This is a genomic window from Clostridium sp. FS41, from assembly GCF_000954015.1.
Taxonomy (GTDB): Bacteria; Bacillota; Clostridia; order Lachnospirales; family Lachnospiraceae; genus Enterocloster; species Enterocloster citroniae.
This window is the reverse complement of sequence record NZ_JYHN01000054.1, coordinates 153,753-171,931: the sequence shown is the minus strand read 5'-3', so window position 1 is coordinate 171,931 and position 18,179 is coordinate 153,753. Positions and strand designations below refer to the sequence as shown.

The 18,179-nt window shown below is 51.7% G+C and carries 15 protein-coding genes; 12 read left to right on the top strand and 3 right to left on the bottom strand.

The genetic code is table 11. From position 1 onward, the window contains the following. Positions 1–14 precede the first annotated feature (14 nt). The 6 genes from ftsY to CLFS41_RS10275 all read left to right on the top strand — a co-directional run bounded on the left by ftsY (position 15) and on the right by CLFS41_RS10275 (position 6,785). Positions 15–953 (top strand): signal recognition particle-docking protein FtsY, encoded by a 939-nt coding sequence (gene ftsY / locus CLFS41_RS10300; RefSeq protein ID WP_007865050.1) that lies wholly within the window; start codon positions 15–17, stop codon positions 951–953. A 57-nt stretch (positions 954–1,010) separates the two neighbouring features. After that, positions 1,011–2,243: a threonine ammonia-lyase gene (ilvA, locus tag CLFS41_RS10295; RefSeq protein ID WP_007865049.1), complete on the top strand. Its 1,233-nt coding sequence runs from the start codon at positions 1,011–1,013 to the stop codon at positions 2,241–2,243. A 51-nt stretch (positions 2,244–2,294) separates the two neighbouring features. Further along, positions 2,295–3,881 carry a ClC family H(+)/Cl(-) exchange transporter gene (locus CLFS41_RS10290; RefSeq protein ID WP_007865046.1) on the top strand — a complete coding sequence of 529 codons (1,587 nt, stop codon included), beginning with the start codon at positions 2,295–2,297 and terminating at the stop codon, positions 3,879–3,881. A 39-nt stretch (positions 3,882–3,920) separates the two neighbouring features. Continuing rightward, positions 3,921–4,484, top strand: coding sequence for a hypothetical protein (locus CLFS41_RS10285; RefSeq protein ID WP_045092217.1), 564 nt, complete (start codon positions 3,921–3,923; stop codon positions 4,482–4,484). A gap of 12 nt (positions 4,485–4,496) precedes the next feature. Beyond that, complete coding sequence (locus CLFS41_RS10280) at positions 4,497–4,790, top strand: hypothetical protein (protein WP_007865039.1); 294 nt, start codon at positions 4,497–4,499, stop codon at positions 4,788–4,790. A gap of 294 nt (positions 4,791–5,084) precedes the next feature. Then, positions 5,085–6,785, top strand: coding sequence for an ammonium transporter (locus CLFS41_RS10275; RefSeq protein WP_347468108.1), 1,701 nt, complete (start codon positions 5,085–5,087; stop codon positions 6,783–6,785). 62 nt (positions 6,786–6,847) lie between these two features. Here CLFS41_RS10275 and CLFS41_RS10270 read toward each other — a convergent pair whose 3' ends face one another. Further along, complete coding sequence (locus CLFS41_RS10270) at positions 6,848–7,732, bottom strand: MBL fold metallo-hydrolase (RefSeq protein WP_007865033.1); 885 nt, start codon at positions 7,730–7,732, stop codon at positions 6,848–6,850. Between the two features lie 246 nt (positions 7,733–7,978). Between CLFS41_RS10270 and CLFS41_RS10265 the strand changes: the two genes are divergently transcribed. From CLFS41_RS10265 to CLFS41_RS10250, 4 genes are all read left to right on the top strand, one after another. Then, positions 7,979–8,827 carry a DUF368 domain-containing protein gene (locus tag CLFS41_RS10265; protein ID WP_040416846.1) on the top strand — a complete coding sequence of 283 codons (849 nt, stop codon included), beginning with the start codon at positions 7,979–7,981 and terminating at the stop codon, positions 8,825–8,827. Positions 8,828–8,837: 10 nt separating this feature from the next. Next, on the top strand, positions 8,838–10,751 hold the full coding sequence (locus CLFS41_RS10260) for a sigma-54-dependent Fis family transcriptional regulator (RefSeq protein ID WP_045092215.1): 1,914 nt from the start codon (positions 8,838–8,840) through the stop codon (positions 10,749–10,751). A 258-nt stretch (positions 10,752–11,009) separates the two neighbouring features. After that, entirely contained in the window at positions 11,010–11,894 is an 885-nt protein-coding gene (gene garR, locus CLFS41_RS10255; protein ID WP_045092214.1) for a 2-hydroxy-3-oxopropionate reductase, read from the top strand. 22 nt (positions 11,895–11,916) lie between these two features. Continuing rightward, on the top strand, positions 11,917–12,816 hold the full coding sequence (locus CLFS41_RS10250) for a dihydrodipicolinate synthase family protein (RefSeq protein ID WP_007865020.1): 900 nt from the start codon (positions 11,917–11,919) through the stop codon (positions 12,814–12,816). Positions 12,817–12,870: 54 nt separating this feature from the next. Here the strand turns inward: CLFS41_RS10250 and CLFS41_RS10245 are convergent, their stop codons facing one another. Beyond that, complete coding sequence (locus CLFS41_RS10245; RefSeq protein ID WP_045092213.1) at positions 12,871–13,794, bottom strand: LysR family transcriptional regulator; 924 nt, start codon at positions 13,792–13,794, stop codon at positions 12,871–12,873. Between the two features lie 218 nt (positions 13,795–14,012). On the opposite strand from CLFS41_RS10245, the gene garD reads away from it, so the two are divergent. Beyond that, on the top strand, positions 14,013–15,530 hold the full coding sequence (garD, locus tag CLFS41_RS10240; RefSeq protein WP_007864968.1) for a galactarate dehydratase: 1,518 nt from the start codon (positions 14,013–14,015) through the stop codon (positions 15,528–15,530). A 75-nt stretch (positions 15,531–15,605) separates the two neighbouring features. Here garD and CLFS41_RS10235 read toward each other — a convergent pair whose 3' ends face one another. Next, positions 15,606–16,514: an AEC family transporter gene (locus tag CLFS41_RS10235; protein WP_007864965.1), complete on the bottom strand. Its 909-nt coding sequence runs from the start codon at positions 16,512–16,514 to the stop codon at positions 15,606–15,608. Between the two features lie 199 nt (positions 16,515–16,713). Between CLFS41_RS10235 and CLFS41_RS10230 the strand changes: the two genes are divergently transcribed. Then, positions 16,714–18,150 carry a D-alanyl-D-alanine carboxypeptidase family protein gene (locus CLFS41_RS10230; protein ID WP_045092212.1) on the top strand — a complete coding sequence of 479 codons (1,437 nt, stop codon included), beginning with the start codon at positions 16,714–16,716 and terminating at the stop codon, positions 18,148–18,150. The last annotated feature ends 29 nt before the right edge of the window (positions 18,151–18,179 follow it).

Genomic DNA, 18,179 nt, shown 5'->3' with positions numbered 1-18,179 from the left:
AGGAGTGAAGGTTTATGTCTGAGGGAAAGAAGGGATTTTTCGGTCGTCTGGTAGAAGGGCTTGCCAAGACCCGCAACAACATCGTATCCGGCATTGATTCCATCTTCAGTGGGTTTTCCGCCATTGATGATGATTTCTACGAGGAGATAGAGGAGACACTGATCATGGGCGATCTGGGGATCCAGACCACCATGTCCATTGTGGAGGATCTGAGGGCCAAGGTCAAGGAGCAGCACATCAAGGAGCCGGAGGAGTGCAAGGAACTGCTGGTGAGCAGCATCAAGGCACAGATGGACCTGGGTGAGAATGCCTATGAGTTTGAACACAAAAAGTCCGTGGTCCTTGTCATCGGGGTCAACGGCGTGGGCAAGACCACGTCCGTGGGCAAGCTGGCGGGACAGCTTAAGGATTCCGGCCACAAGGTGATACTGGCAGCGGCGGATACATTCCGCGCCGCTGCCATTGAACAGCTGACGGAATGGGCCGGCAGGGCGGGAGTGGATATTATCGCACAGCAGGAAGGCTCCGACCCGGCGGCTGTGATCTATGACGCCGTGGCTGCCGCCAAGTCCAGGAAGGCGGATGTGCTGATCTGTGACACGGCCGGCCGGCTCCATAATAAGAAGAACCTGATGGAGGAGCTTAAAAAGATCAACCGTATTATTGACAAAGAATACGCCGATGCCTACAGGGAGACCCTGGTGGTGCTGGACGGCACCACGGGCCAGAATGCACTGGCCCAGGCGCGCCAGTTTATGGAGGTTGCCGATATTACGGGGATCATCCTCACCAAGCTGGACGGCACGGCCAAGGGCGGTATCGCGGTGGCCATCCAGTCTGAATTAGGGCTTCCCGTCAAATATATTGGCATTGGTGAGCAGATTGATGATCTGCAGAAATTTAATGCGGATGATTTTGTCAATGCACTTTTCAATGTACAAAGGAATTCTTGAATTCAGCACTGTAACGTGATATAGTAGAAGACAAACGATGGAAAGAAGGACCCAATTATGGAAGAATTGACATTAGAGTGTTTTGAAGAAGCTTCTGATCTTGTAAAAGAAGTGACCACGGAGACAAAGCTTGTATACAGCGAGTATTTCTCTGCCCAGACCGGCAACAAGGTGTATTTTAAACCGGAGAACATGCAGTATACCGGCGCTTACAAGGTGAGAGGCGCTTACTATAAGATCAGCACCCTTAGTGATGAGGAAAAATCCAAAGGCCTGATCACCGCATCAGCGGGCAACCATGCCCAGGGCGTTGCCTATGCAGCCAAGCTGGCCGGTGTGAAGGCCACCGTTGTTATGCCCACCACCACGCCCCTGATGAAGGTAAACCGCACCAAGGGATATGGCGCCGAGGTGGTGCTGGAGGGCGATGTGTTCGATGAAGCATGTGATTATGCCTATAAGCTGGCGGAGGAACACGGATATACCTTTGTACATCCATTTGACGATCTGGCCGTGGCAACAGGACAGGGCACCATTGCCATGGAGATCATAAAGGAACTGCCCACCGTGGATTACATATTGGTTCCCGTTGGCGGAGGCGGACTGTGTACAGGCGTTTCCACCCTGGCAAAGCTTCTTAATCCCAAGATCAAGGTGATCGGCGTGGAGCCGGCGGGCGCCAACTGTATGCAGGAATCCCTGCGCCAGGGACAGGTGACCACCCTTCCCGAAGTGAACACCATTGCGGACGGCACCGCGGTCAAGAGACCGGGAGAAAAGCTTTTCCCCTATATCCAGCAGAATGTGGATGATATCATCACCATTGAGGACAGCGAGCTGATCGTTTCATTCCTGGACATGGTGGAGAACCACAAAATGATCGTGGAGAACTCCGGTCTTCTCACCGTTGCCGCATTAAAGCATCTGAATGTACAGAAAAAGAAGATCGTTTCCATCTTAAGCGGCGGCAATATGGACGTGATCACCATGTCCTCTATTGTGCAGCACGGACTGATCCAGAGGGACCGCGTGTTCACGGTTTCCGTACTTCTTCCTGATAAGCCGGGTGAACTTGCCAGGGTATCATCCCTTTTGGCAAAGGAACAGGGCAACATCATCAAGCTGGAGCACAACCAGTTTATCAGCATCAACCGCAACGCTGCCGTGGAGCTCCGCATCACCATGGAGGCATTTGGAACAGACCACAAGAATCAGATCGTGGCGGCGCTCACAGGTGCGGGCTACCGTCCGAAGCTTGTTAAATTCAAGGGAACCTACAGCGAGATGTAATGGAAAGTGTAAGAAAGGGCTTTCAAAGTGATTTGAAACAGGGGGGTATATATGATGCGGCCGGAAGAACATACGGTTACTCATACGATTAACCGTTACCGGAGTTTTCGCTATGAGTTAATATTAGAAGGAGTGATAGTGGGGGCCATTGCAGGCGCCGTGGTGGTGGCGTTCCGGTATTTGATCGGATACGCGGACACATTGCTGCATTCCATTTTGGATTTTGGTCAGAGCCATCCATGGTTCATACCTGTGTGGTTCCTGATCTTGGCAGCGGCGGCCTTTATTGTGGCATGGCTTCTCAAATGGGAATCCCTGATCTCCGGAAGCGGCATCCCGCAGATCGAGGGCGAGATCATGGGTGAGATCGATGAATGCTGGTGGCGGGTGCTGTTAGCCAAGCTGGGGGGCGGCATCCTGTCACTGGGATGCGGCCTTTCCCTGGGCCGTGAAGGTCCCAGCATCCAGTTGGGCGCCATGGCGGCCAAAGGTTTTTCAAGGGTCACTAAGCGTGTTAAGACTGAGGAAAAGCTGCTGATCACATGCGGTGCCAGCGCCGGATTGTCGGCTGCCTTTAACGCTCCCATCGCGGGTATCCTGTTTTCCCTGGAGGAGGTACATAAGCATTTTTCACCGGAGCTTCTCCTATCCTCCATGGCGGCCTCCATCACATCGGACTTTGTTTCCAGAAATGTGTTTGGACTGAAACCTGTTTTTACATTTACCATTACCCACATGATGCCCTTATCCACTTACGGGCATGTGCTGTTTTTGGGAGTTATAATCGGAGCAATGGGGGTTGTCTACAACACCACACTTTCCAAGACCCAGGACCTGTATGAGAGGATCCCCTGGCGCCTTGTAAAGATCCTGATCCCCTTTATGCTGGCCGGAGTGTTCGGCTTTTTATACAGGGGAGTCCTGGGCGGAGGCCACGCCCTGGTGGAGGAGTTGTCTGCCGGGGATATGGTGTTGGGATCCCTGTGCCTGCTTTTGGTGGTCAAGTTCTGCTTTTCCATGGTCAGCTTTGGCTCAGGCGCTCCGGGCGGCATTTTTCTTCCCCTGCTTGTGCTGGGGGCTATTATCGGAAGTATTTATTACCGTGTAGCGGAGCATATGAGCCCTTCTCTGTCAGGACTTCTGGTGAATTTTATCATTCTTGGCATGGCGGGATACTTTTCAGCCATTGTCAGGGCGCCCATAACAGGAATTATCCTGATCAGCGAGATGGCAGGCTCTTTTTCTCACCTGCTCACACTGTCCATGGTATCCCTGGCCGCTTACCTGGTGCCCGATATGCTCCACTGCGCACCTGTTTATGACCAGCTGCTCCACAGACTGCTGCGAAAGCAGAATCCGGACAAACAAGCCACTCTGACCGGTGAAAAGGTCCTGGTGGAGGGGATGATCTTCCATGGAAGCGCTGCCGAAGGCAAAAAGGTATCCGCCATTGCCTGGCCAAGGACCTGTCTGGTGGTGTCCCTGATGCGGGGGGATGCCGAGTTTGTGCCAAGGGGGGATACCATGCTTTTGGCGGGAGATAAGATCGTGGTGCTGTGTGATGAGACGTCCGAGGGACAGCTCCACAGGACCCTGCAGGAATATTGCCAGACCGTTGGCCTCAGGCCTGAGGAGTGATGGAATAACGTATGGCAGATTGGAAAAGGGAGAATATATATGGATCATTATGGAAAAATCTTAAGGAACTCATTGCTGGTTTTTGCTGTAACAGCCGCCTCTGTGCTGGGCGGATGTGCCAAGGAACCCGCTCCGCCTGCCCAGACCACCGCGGCCCAGACCACTGCGGCCACACAGACGGAATCCCAGGGCATGCCTAACCCCATGAAGGAGGCGGACAGTGTCCTGGACTTTGAGGCCATAGGCGTTCACATGGTGCTGCCAAAGGAAGCAGAGTCCCCTTCCTATTATATCATCAATGGAGAAGTGGCGGATGTGCAGTTCACCTTTGACGGCACTGAGTACACCTACCGGGCCTCCGACACAGCCCAGGATTTCGCAGGCATTTTTGAACGTTTTAAAGAGGGTGTGCTCACAGAGACAGCAGGAAGCAACGGACAGGAGACCGAGGTTCAGGTCAAGACCACGGAAAGCGGCGGCCGCCTGGCTTCCTGGGAATGGGGCAGTACCAAATATACCCTTTATACATCCGGCGAGGTGGAGGATACCGCCATCGCAGGTCTGGCCGTAACACTGGCCGAGTTAAGTGAAAACGAAAAATAAGCAGGTGCCGTCATGTTGGAATTAAAAGATTTCATGCCTATTAATTTCCTGAAAAAGGAAAAATTCACTGGAAGCCACAAGGGAATGCGTTTCCAAATGGAAAAGGTGGAGGCGGAAGGGGAAGAAAAGCCTAAACTGGGTGTTACCGTATGGCCGGAGCCATATGGATATGACGCTACCCCGGACAGTGAAAAGGAGAAGGTCCTGTTTGACTTTAATGCGGACGGTCTGGCCCAAGGAGTGGACTGGGTAAACCAACAGTTTGAGGCCCAGGCCGGGCGCTGGAAGGCCGCCAGTCTGCGATAAAAATCTGACCTTTAACATTTTGCTGAAAATAATTGGTGTTTTATTCTTTTTTTATAATTTATTAACGAAAACTTAATTGGTGGTTGACTTTTAAAAGTCAGCACACTATAATAAGGCACATAAAGAAAAGCGCTGGTGCTTATAACCGGCGCTTTTTCTGTTCTTACGTAAGCAACAGTGTGCACAATGGGGTGTATTGCAATCGCCAGGTACCGGCGGCAATACACCCTTTTGTTGTTCCAGTGCCATCCGGCACCGTCATCCCCATCAAAAACAAACCTCAAGGAGGAACGTATTATGGATTATTCAGCAGTTAATACTATCTGGGTCCTGCTAGGCGCAGCTCTGGTGTTTTTTATGCAGGCAGGTTTTGCAATGGTAGAGACCGGGTTCACAAGGGCTAAAAATGCAGGAAACATCATCATGAAAAACCTGATGGACTTTGCCATCGGTACCCCGCTGTTCTGGCTTACAGGCTTTGGCATCATGTTTGGGGGCACAGGCGCACTGGTGGGAGGATTGGATCCGCTGGTAAGAGGCGACTACAGCGCGGTCCTTCCTTCAGGGGTGCCCCTTCCCGCCTTTCTGATCTTCCAGACTGTTTTCTGCGCAACGGCTGCAACCATTGTGTCGGGAGCCATGGCAGAGAGGACAAAATTTATTTCCTACTGTATCTACAGCGCAGTGATCAGCGCAGTGGTATATCCTGTATCCGGCCATTGGATCTGGGGCGGCGGCTGGCTGGCCCAGATGGGATTCCACGATTTTGCAGGTTCCACTGCGGTCCACATGTGCGGCGGAGTAGCTGCCCTCATAGGGGCAAAGATCCTGGGGCCCCGTATCGGGAAATATGACAAGGACGGGAATCCAAAGGCGATCCTGGGCCACAGCCTTACACTTGGAGCCCTGGGAGTGTTCATTCTCTGGTTCTGCTGGTTTGGCTTTAACGGCTGTTCCACGGTTGCCATGGACAGCGATGCTGCCGTGTATTCAGCGGGCAATATCTTTGTAACCACCAACCTGGCAGCGGCCACGGCCACGGTAGCCACCATGGTCATTACCTGGATCCGCTACAAAAAACCGGATATTTCCATGACATTGAACGGTTCCCTGGCAGGCCTGGTTGCCATTACGGCCGGATGTGACCTTGTAACCCCTGTGGGAGCCTTTTTCATTGGCCTGATCGCCGCTTTTGTTGTGGTATTCGGCATTGAGTTCATTGACAAGGTGTGTAAGATCGATGATCCTGTGGGGGCCATTGGGGTCCATGGAATGTGTGGTGCTGCGGGAACTCTGCTTACCGGGGTATTTGCTGCCGAGGGCGGCCTGGTATATGGCGGCGGCGCAGGATTTCTGATGATCCAGTTCATCGGCGTGATCGCTGTCATTGCATGGGTTACCGTAACCATGTTCGTCACCTTTAATGTCTTAAAGCACACCATCGGTCTTCGGGCCAGCTGGGAAGAGGAGACTAAGGGGCTGGATGCTACCGAACACAACCTGACCAGTTCCTATGCGGATTTTATGCCCATGGTATTCATGGGCAAAACACAGGAATCAGAGCCTTCCCAAGGGATCTCCATGGAAAAATCCGTTACCGTGGAACATTTCCCCGAATCCAAACCGGCTTCCACAACAGCCAAGCTGACAAAAATAGTCATGGTATTTAACCAGGCCAGATTTGTGGCCCTCAAGGATGCCCTTTCCCAGCTGGGAGTGACCGGCATGACCATTACCCAGGTCATGGGCTGCGGCACCCAGAAGGGCCATGCCAATTACTACAGAGGCATAAAGATAGAGGAAGTGGCCCTTCTTCCCAAGATCAAACTGGAAGTAGTGGTGAGCAGGGTTCCGGTGGAGGACGTGATCGCCACGGCAAAAAAAGTCCTGTACACAGGAAATATCGGAGATGGAAAACTGTTTGTATATGATGTGGAAAATGTGATCAAGGTGCGTACCGGCGAGCAGGGATTTGACGCACTGCAGGGTGAATAAGAGGTCCGGTGATCACACATCCAGACCGCTTAGATTAGACCGTTCAGATTAGACCGCTCAGATCACACGGACCAGATGATCCTGTTGTCCTGTACGTATGCCTGCAGGAGCCCCGTATCCTTCAGCCAGGCCAGGTAGGAGCGTATGGTGGAGCCTACCAGCACATGCTGCTGGAAGTTCATGGTCAGGCCGTAGTAATCAAAAACAGCTTTTAAAACCGACTCAAAGGTCTGCGGGGCAGCGCACAGCTCCAGCAATTTGGCCGCGATTTCATGGACGCACTGTTTATTGTACTCGGCCAGACTGCGGATGCTGTCGGTCGCCTCCGCATGGGCGGGAACAAAAAGGGCGGCCTCCATGGTCATGACTTTGTCAAGGGTCTCCAGATAGGAAGCCACATCATATATAAACGATACCTTGTATTTGTCCAGGGTAGCGCGGCTGCTCAGGCAGTCAGCCAGGAATAGGGTGCCATCAGGGATGCGCACCCCCACCATCTGGAAAAAATGGCCCGGAAGAGGAATGATCTCCAGTTCTCTCAGGGCCTCGTCTTCATACAGGGAATCCATGTCGCTCACCTGGCTGCTTGGGGCCATAAGAAATTTGTGGCGCAGATCCGCAAAGGGATAACCTCCGTAAAGAAATGCTGGTTCCAGTTCCGGGTAAGCGGTAAAGGCAGCCTCCACACCTTTTGCATACACCTTGCAGCCTGTCTGCTGCTGGAGATACCGGTTGCCTCCAATGTGGTCTGCATTGGAATGGGTGTTGATGATGGCGTGAAGCTGCCAGCCCTCCCGTTCCAGAATCTGGCGGACCTTTCGGCCGGCATCCTTGTCATTTCCGCTGTCAATGAGACAGACCTGAGTATCGTCTATTTTAAAAACACCTATTTTAGCAGGACAATTAATATAGAAGCTTCTGGGTCCCGCCTGGATCAGCTCATACATGATGTTACCTCCTTGCATTCTCAGCATTACATTCTTTGCATTACATTCTTTGCGTTACATAATCAGGGTTACATTTTTAGTGTTGGTTTCCAGCATAAATTAGCACTATGATACCACATAAAAGCTGAAAAAGAAATAAGATGACTTTATATTTTACTTGAATTTCCCCATAATTCATGTATAATTGTTGAAAGAAATCGACAGGAGGAAATACATGTGCTTTTAAACGGTATCAGAGGGTTCTGCATGGCCATGGCGGACAGCGTTCCGGGGGTATCTGGGGGAACCATTGCCTTTTTGCTTGGGTTTTATGATGAGTTTATCAATTCGCTTAATGATCTGATGGGAAAGGATAATGCCAGGCGAAAACAGGCATTTATCTTCCTTTTTAAGTTGGGCATCGGGTGGATTCTGGGTTTTTGCCTGTCCGTCCTGGTACTTTCAGGCCTGTTTCAGGATTATATTTATGAAATCAGTTCCGTCTTTATGGGACTGACCCTGTTTGCGATCCCCATGGTCATCAGGGAGGAAAGGCATTCCATGAAGGGAAGATACGGCAATCTGATCTTTACCTTTGCAGGGATGGCTTTGGTATTCTGCATTTCGTATTTTAACCCCGCCGGCGGGCAGGGGATCAATGTTTCAGTGGAACATCTGTCCCTGGGACTGGTCGTCTATGTGTTCATCACCGCCATGGTGGCCATCACCGCCATGGTGCTTCCGGGAATTTCCGGTTCCACACTGCTTCTGATTTTTGGTATCTATGTACCCATCATAGGGGCTGTAAAAGAATTTCTTCATATGAACCTAAATTACGTGCCCATTCTGGCGGTGTTTGGTCTGGGTGTCATCACAGGCATTGTGGGGATCATTAAACTGATCAAGCTGTGCCTTGAGCGCTACCGCTCCCAGGCCATCTATACCATCATAGGCCTGATGATAGGCTCACTTTATGCCATTACCATGGGACCCACAACCTTGGACGTGCCCAGGGATCCCATGGGTCTTGACACGTTCAGGATCCTGTTCTTCCTTCTGGGCGGCCTGATCCTGGCCGGACTGGAGTTTATGAAGACAAGACTGGAGAAGCAGTAGAGGAGGACTTATGGGGAAAATCGTTCTTCTGGTGCCCAGGGAGGAAATGCTTTACCAGGCCCACAATATCCTGCAGGAAAAGAAATACGCCATCAGTGACATGCGGATGATCCAGACAGAGAACGCAGTGGTGGAGGCCAGAAGCGCCATTGCTGCCGGGGCTACCATCATCATTGCCAGGGGACTCCAGGCTTCCATTATCAAGCAGTACACGGATATCCCTGTGGTGGAGATCGTGGCAACCGCCCAGGAGATGGCCCTTTTGGTGGTCAAGGCAAAGCAGATCGTGGGTAAGACAAAACCGATCATTGCCGTGGTAGGTGTGAAGAATATGTTCTGTGATATGACGTATTTTGAGACCATCTATGACATCAAGCTGCGCACTTACTTTGCATCCAACGGGGCTGGACTGGAAGAACAGGCCAAGCTGGCCATGGAGGAAGGCGCCGACCTGATGATCGGCGGGGATGTGGCTGTGGCCACGGCAAAGGAAGCCGGTTTTCCCTCCCTGTTTCTTTCCATGACCGAGGATTCCCTGCGCATGGCATTTGCCATGGCGGAAAGCATGGACTTTGCCATGGGCGCTGAAAAGAGGAGCAATGCCCAGATCGAAGCGCTTTTGGATTATTCCTTTAACGGTGTGGTAAACATGGACAGGAATGGTGTCATTACCACGGTCAATCCTGTGATGAGGGATATCCTGGGACCCGAGGGCGAGCAGATCATAGGCCGGAGGATGGAGCAGGTATTCCAGGATATCGACCAGGGAAAACTGGTCCGGGTGCTGGAAGGGCGGGATGAAAGCTATTCCTCCTTTATGCAGGCTAACGGCACCCCTGTGTTTGCCATCCTTGCACCTGTCAGGGTGGGGGATGAGGTGGAAGGCGCCATCCTTACCTGTCACAAGGTAAAGCGCCAGAGACCGGTAAAAGAGCGGGATCACGCGGACGGAAACCATTTGAAGCATCACGGTCTGATCGCCAGGGGCAGCTTTTCATCCCTGGTCCAGAACTCCAGGCCCATGCAGGACTGTATCCATCTGGCAAGGCTTTACTCCCAATCCCAGCAGCCGGTGCTGATCCTGGGGGAGACCGGAAGCGAACTGCGCCTCATGGCAGAGAGTATGCACAATGCCGGCCTGTATAATGACGGGGCGTTTTTTTCCCTCACCTGCAACGGCCTTTCCGGGGAAGAGCAGCATGATATGATCTTTGGTGATAAGGGAGCGGTGTTTCTGGCCAATGAGGGAACCATTTACATGGAAGATGTGGAACATCTCTCCCTGTCCAGCCAGTATGGGCTGTACCAGCTGATCCGCTACAAAACAGGGAGCAGCAGGGACGTTGCGGGAACGGTGCATTTTCACATCCGCATCATGGCATCCAGCACCCTGCCTTATACCAGGCTTTGGGAGATGGTGGAGGAAGGCAGGTTCAGAAGGGACCTGTTCTATCTGCTGTCTGGACTTAAACTTCAGGTGCCCCCTCTCAGGGAGCGCCCCGAGGATCTGGAACAGCTGATCGAAGACCTTTTAAAAGAGTCCTGCGACCAATATTCCAGATATCACGTGCTGACAAAGGGGGCACGCCAGTGCCTGAAGGAATATGGCTGGCCCGGCAACAGGATCCAGCTGGATTCCTACATGAACCGTCTGGTGCTCACCGCTGGAAAAAGAAGCATTGACGAGATCCTGGTGCGTGCCATGTTGGAAGAGTTGTATCCCCCGAAAGAAATCTCCCCTCCCGGTGAGTATGAAAAGGAAGATCGGCCGGCAGGTCTTATAAAACCTGTGCAGAGCGAGGAGGAGAGACAGATCCGGACCGCATTGGCAAAATGCAGCGGAAACAGGGAACGCACTGCAAAAAGCCTGAAAATCAGCAAGGCCACTCTTTGGAGGAAGATGAAGAAGTATAATATCGAGTAAGTATGATATGGGACTGAAATGAAATAAAATTAAAATATATTTGAAACTACTATTTCATAATTGAATCATTTTTTGAAAGACTGGACGGCTTGTATATAAAAAGCCGTCTTTTTTATTTACAATGTCAATTGTAGAAAAAGAAACGGTCAGATATAATGTGGTCATAGGTCAGGGATATCCTCAGCAGCAAGGGCACACACGCCTTCTTGTCCGCCAAGGGTATGAATGGCCAAATTGAATGAAAGGTGAGGTAATGAAATGAAAGTAGGTTTTATCGGATTAGGCATTATGGGAAAGCCAATGAGCAAGAATTTATTAAAAGCTGGTTATGAGCTGGTTATTTTTGATTTTAACAAGGACGCAGTGAACGAGGTGGTAGGCTGCGGCGCTGTAGCTGCCGCCAACGGCAAGGAGGTTGCCGAACAGTGTGAGGTAGTGATCACCATGGTTCCCAACTCCCCTCATGTACGTGCTGCCGTACTGGGTGAAAACGGTGTTGCAGAAGGCGCAAAGCCAGGAACAGTTGTAATTGACATGAGCTCCATTGACCCAACTGAGAGCAAGGCCATCGGCGCTGAACTGGCCAAGCTGGGAATCGATATGCTGGATGCACCTGTTTCCGGCGGAGAGCCAAAGGCCATTGACGGTACCCTGTCCGTTATGGTGGGCGGCAAAAAGGAACTCTTTGACAAGTATTACGACATGCTCATGGTTATGGCCGGCTCTGTTGTATATGTGGGTGAGCTGGGTTCAGGCAATGTTGCCAAGCTGGCTAACCAGATCGTGGTTGCCGTCAATATCGCTGCCGTATCTGAAGCCCTTACCTTTGCAAAAAAGGCTGGAACAGATCCTGAGTTAGTATACCAGGCGATCAGAGGCGGACTGGCAGGCTCCACTGTTATGGATGCAAAGGCACCTATGATGTTGAGCAGAAACTTCAAACCCGGCTTCCGCATTGAACTGCACATTAAGGACCTGAACAACGCGCTGAACGCAGCCCATGCCATCAGTTCCCCGGTTCCCTTAACAGGACAGCTGATGGAGATCATGCAGGGCTTAAAGGCTGACGGCTACGAGAAGGAAGACCACTCCAGTATTGTTAAGTACTACGAGAAGATCGCCAATACCACAGTTGAGTCATAATCACCCCTAAAGGAGAAGCGTCATGAATACAGATTTTATCAAGGGTGTCATTGTCCCCATTCTCACTCCTGTCAATGAAAATGAGTTTATTGACGAGGCAAAGCTGAGAGATCAGGTTAACTATGTGATCGAGGGAGGCGTACTGGGTATCCTGGCATTTGGCAGTAACGGAGAGTTCTATGTCATTGAGGAAGATGAGATGGAGCGCGGATTAAAGATTATGATCGACCAGGCGGCCGGCCGTGTACCTGTATATTTTGGAATCGGTGCGATCAGCACCAAAAAGTGCTGCCGCCTTGCTCAGATGGCGGTGCGGTGCGGTGCGGCAGGCATTTCCGTGCTGCAGCCCATGTTCTTAAAGCCAACTGAGGATGAGCTGTATCTGCATTTTAAGACCATTGCCGAAACAGTGCCTGAGACACCCGTACTGCTGTACAACAATCCGGGCCGGGTAAACTATACCATGTCCGGCAAGCTGGTGGAGCGCCTTGCCCATGAAGTTCCCAATATTGTGGGAATGAAGGATACCAGCGGCGACATCACCCAGACCTCTGAGTTCATCAGGCGGACAAGGGATGTGGGCTTTAAGGTGTTTGGCGGAAAGGACACCCTGTTATACGCATCCATGTGTCATGGCGCAGTGGGCGGCGTGTGCACGGCGGCCAACTTCATGCCTGAACTGATCGTGGATGTTTACAATAAGTATGTGGCCGGCGACCTTCAGGGTTCCCTGGAAGCACAGTTTAAGCTGAATCCCGTAAGACTGTCCATGGACGGAGCCAGCTTCCCCGTGGCGGCAAAGGATATGGCCAATCTGAGGGGAAGGGACATCGGTCTTCCCTATAAGCCCAATCTGGCAACACCGGAAGGTCCTGTATTAGACAGGATCAAGGCTGAAATGAAAGCTGCCGGCCTGATCTAAAGGCTGCTTCACAAGGGCTTTGCAATGCCCGCTTTATATTATAGTCGGCAAGGTTTACTGTGTGGCCGTTATCTTGTCCCCCCACTGCTCCTTCATCAGATCGATGAAGCTGCGGGCCGGGCGGCTGAGGTAGCGGCCCTTTTTGTAACTGGCCGTAAACTGCCAGGTTGGGCGGGAGGGCAGGTGGAAACAGCAGAAATCCTGATCCAGGTCCTTTACATAGTAGTAGGGCAGGATGCCGCAGCACATGTTGGCCCGTATCATGGAAATAATGGTATGGTTATTGCCTGTCTCAAACAATACCTGGGGGCTGAAGCCCGCTTCCGCGAAAATGCGGTTGAGCATGGTACTCATGGTAGAGCGGCGGTCCATGAGCACAAAGGGTTCGTACTCAAGCCTGCGGATATCCATGGTGGCATAGTCCTCCCCATCTTCGGGCCGGGTGCCGGCCAAGGGATGTCCTGCCGGGATCACCAGGAACAGCTCCTCGTCATAGATCGGTTCATACAGATCATCGCTCCTGTCCTTGTCCGTTAATGTGAGAAACGCAAGATCCAGATCTCCCATGGAGATCAGTTTCTGGAGCTGCTTGACAATGCCCTCCACCGGTTCAATGATCACATTGGGATAGAGCTGGTGAAAGGTTCCGTACACCCGGGTAAACATATTGATCCCCCTTCCGGCCGTAAAGCCCACGGCCAGGTGGCCGCATCTTCCGTCTGACAGATCGTGGATGGTCTGATACGTTTCCCGCTTCAGGCGCATGATCTCCTTGGCGTTCCTGATATAGATCTCACCGGCTTCTGTCAGGTGCCAGTTGGTACGGGAACGGTGGAAGAGGGGGGTTCCCAATTCATTCTCCAGCTTGATCAGCTGCTGGTTTAAGGCGGACTGGGTGATAAAAAGCTTGGCTGCTGCGTGGGTAATGTTATTTTCTTCCGCTATCTTCAATATATATTCAATCTGTCTTGTGTCCATATGATCTCCTTTTATGAGAGCAGGATGGTATCCTGCACAAATATCCTTTTGCGTCAGTTTCATTTTACATCAGTTGATCAAGGCGGGCAACAGGTAATAGTAATTTTTTTAAGAGTAAACTTAAATCTAATAATTTTACTTATGAGTGATCCGTTGCTATAATGAAATTAATTCATAAGTGTACTCCGGGAGTGCACATAAACTAAAGGAGGAAAAAAATGAGCGTTCCCTTATACATTAAAATCAGCGGCAAAGACAATGTGGCTATTGCAGTCAATGACATTCCGGCCGGAACCCAGGTCATGGACGGTGTGGTTGCGGAGCAGGATATCCCCCAGGCCCATAAGATCGCCCTGTGCGATATCCCCAAAAACGGCAGGATCGTCCGCTACGGGGTGGTGCTGGGCTATGCCATCGACCCCATAAAAAAGGGCCAGTGGATCAATGAAACCATGCTTAAGCTGCCCACCCCGCCATCCGTGGACGAGATGACCTTTGCCACCAACCTGGTAACGGACCTTCCTGATCCGCCGGTCGTGACATGGGAAGGGTATGTAAATCCCAACGGAGGGTACGGGGGCACCAGGAACATTCTTGGGATCAGCACAACGGTGCAGTGTGTGACAGGAGTCCTGAACGTGGCTGTGGAGCGGATGAAGCGGGAGCTTCTGCCCAAATATCCCAATGTGGATGATATTGTCCCCATCAACCATGCCTACGGCTGCGGCGTTGCCATTGGCGCACCTGAGGCCAAGGTTCCCATACGCGCCCTGAGAAACCTTGCAAAGCATCCCAACTTCGGCGGGGAGCTGATGGTGGTCGGCCTGGGATGTGAAAAGTTCACAGTGGAAATGCTGCTGGATGAGGCTGACATTTCCCCGGAAAACGTGATCATCCTCCAGGAAAAAAAGGGATTTGACGACATGATCAGCTCCCTGATGGAAATGGCTGAGAAAAAGCTGGCAAAATTAAACCGGAGAACCCGCCAGACCCTTCCACTCAGCGACCTGCTTATTGGTATGCAGTGCGGGGGCAGTGATGCTTTTTCCGGAGTCACCGCCAATCCTTCTGCCGGATACGCGGCAGATATGCTGGTAAAAGGCGGCGCCACGGTTCTCTTCTCTGAAGTCACGGAAGTCAGGGACGGAGTCTATCTTCTGGGTGAGCGCTGCGTCAACAGCGAGGTTGGCAAAAAGCTGGCTGACGAGATGAAGTGGTATGACCGATATCTGGAAAACGGACAGGTGGACCGAAGCGCCAACCCCACTCCCGGAAACAAAAAGGGAGGGTTGTCCAACATTGTGGAAAAGGCCATGGGCTCCATTGCCAAGTCAGGCACGTCCCCCATTGTGGAGGTGCTGTCGCCGGCGGAAAAACCATCCAAAAAGGGACTGATCTATGCGGCCACACCGGCCAGCGATATCGTGTGCGGCCCCTGCCAGCTGGCCAGCGGGATCGGCCTTCAGGTGTTCATGACAGGCCGCGGAACCCCCTATGGCCTGGCGGTCGCTCCTGTGATCAAGGTATGTTCAAGAAACGACATGAAGATGCAGTGGCAGGATCTCATTGATGTGAACGCAGGCCCCATTGCCACCGGTGAAGCTACCATCCAGGAGATCGGAACACAGTTGTTCCACGAGATCATTGACGTGGCCAGCGGCAGAAAGCAGAGCTTTGCCGAGAAATATAAATTATATAATGACTTCTGTATTTTTAATCCCGCGCCCATCACCTGATAAAAACATATTCATATAACCAAAAGCCCTGAGCGTAAGGAACACACTCAGGGCTTTTTAGTGCGTGGACATCCGTTACAAAAGCAGCATCAGAAGCGGTATGGTAACCAGGGACAGAAGGGTGGTTGTCACAATACATCTGGAGGCATAATCCTCGTCCGCCCCATATTTAGCGGCCAGAAGAGCGCTGGTGCTTCCCGCAGGCATGCCTGTAAGGATCAGGGAGACCCCGGCCAGCATGGGTTCCACCCGGATCAGGTTCAGAATAACCAGAGCCACCAGGGGAAGGGCGATCAGACGTACAAATGCCAGATAAAACAGGCTGGGCTCCAACAGCTTTTTCCAGGGCACGCCAATGAGCATGGTCCCGATCACCATCATGGAAAGGGGTGAGGTGACGGCGCCTATATTGGCAATGGCAGTGTCCAGAAAGCCGGGAACCGGAAACCCGCTCATCCGCCGTGCCAATCCCAAAAATACAGTGATGATACATGGATTCAGCAGGATATTGCGGCATTTTGTCTTAAGATCAGCGGTGGTGAACACGGACAGCCCTGCGGTCCACATGAAGATACGGTTGGGGATAATAAAAATGGAGGCTGCAAATAATCCGTCATTTCCGTAAACCGAAGCGACCATGGGCATTCCCAGAAATCCTGAGTTGTTGACCAGAGTACAGTACTGGAGGATGCTTTTCTTTTCCAGGGGATACCGGTTGTAGATCACCTTTCCCAGAAAAAAAGAGAGGATGGAAATACAGAAGGCCACCACCAGGATCAGAGCCGTCTGCATCAGGACCTCCGGTGTCAGCGGCTTGTTAAAGGAGTTGAAGATCATACAGGGAAGGGTGATCTTAAGGATCAGGTCCACCAGTTTCTTTTTCGTCTCCTGGTTGATGATATGTACCTTCATACAGTACATCCCCACTGCCATATAAATCAGAAGAATCAGCTGAGCATTCAGCATTTTAGTAAAATTTTCCATGCCACAAGACCTCCGGTGCGTCAATGTACGGTACACAGGCATTGCATACCAAGTATAAGTATACCTCAGATACGGTTGGATGGCTAATTAGTTTTTTAAAGAGAGAGAATAAGAAATTTTAATTCATTGACAGCGGCCCCTTATTAAAATATAATCATGTGTAGACTGTTTTATTAAGAGAGTAAAAGAAGAGGTACATATGCATCGTTTATCATACATTATCGTAAGTCTCGTCATGGTGTTATCTTTGTCGACCGTAACCGCGTTTGCAAAGCCGGACTGGCCCACTGACACAGGGGTACAGTCGGAGGCCGGCATTGTCATGGACATGGATTCCGGAGCGGTCCTGTTTGCCCAGAACATACATGAACAAAAGATCCCGGCCAGTATCACCAAACTGCTCACCGCCCTGGTGGTCATTGAAAACTGTGACAACCTGGACGCTCCTGTGACCTTTTCTCACGATGCGGTGTACAACATAGAATCAGGCAGCGGCAATAAACTGGCGTTGGAGGAGGGGGATGTGCTCAGCGTAAAGGACTGCCTTTACGTCATGCTCCTGCAGTCTTCCAATCAGGCCAGCAATGCTCTGGCCGAGTACATCGGAGGCAGCCGGTCCGGGTTTGTGGATATGATGAACCGCAAAGTGGCTGAGCTTGGATGTCAGGAAAGCCATTTTGCCAACCCCTCGGGGCTGAACGATGACACCCAGCGCACCTCCGCCTACGACATGGCTCTGATTGCAAGGGAGGCATTTAAGAATCCCACCCTTCTGGAGATCAGCTCCACAAAAAAGGCTTCCATCCCGGCAACCATCAACAACCCGGACGGAAGGACGTTTTCCATGGAACACAAGCTTGTTATAACCGAGGACGAGAGCAGCGAGGAGTATTATCCCGATGCGGTTGCCGGTAAAACCGGGTGGACCTCCCAGGCCGGCCAGACCCTTGTCACATACGCCAGGCGAGATGGCCGCAGCCAGATCGCGGTTACTTTAAGGAGTACCCAAAAGACCCATTATTCCGACACTAAGACAATCATGGATTTCGGGTTTGCAAGATTTAAGAATGTCGGCATAGCTGACAATGAAACAGACTATGTAACAGGGGATGCATTGGTCACCATCGGTTCCGAGACCTATGAACCCGGCCAGCTCTATATTGACAAGGCAGCCGTGATCACCCTTCCCAATGATGCCCAGTTTGTGGACGCACAAAAGCAGCTGGTCACCGACCTGCCGTCCGACCATCCCGAAGGCGCTGTGGCTAAACTGTCTTATACATACAATGAACGAAAGATCGGGGATGCCTGGCTTTTCACCACCAGGGAGCAATCCGTAAACACGGCCGCCCCACTTCCTTCCCAGGAAGAGCCGCAGACCCAGGATCCCCAGGTTCCCGACAGCAGCGGTGTTAAGATCCCCACCCCGGTGTTTATTGTGGGCGGCGTGATCCTTGTCCTGGCAGCGCTTGCAGCCATCGGCTTTTTCTGGATCAAAAAGCGGCAGGAGGCGGAACGCCAGCGCCAGCTCAGACTCCGTGAAAAGCGCAGGCAGAGACTGGCTGATATCGGATTCACGGAAGAAGATTTTGAGCGCATCCTGGAGGAGCGGAGAAAGCAGCGCGACATGGATTAATACAAGTGTATGACGCTACCAAATGAGAT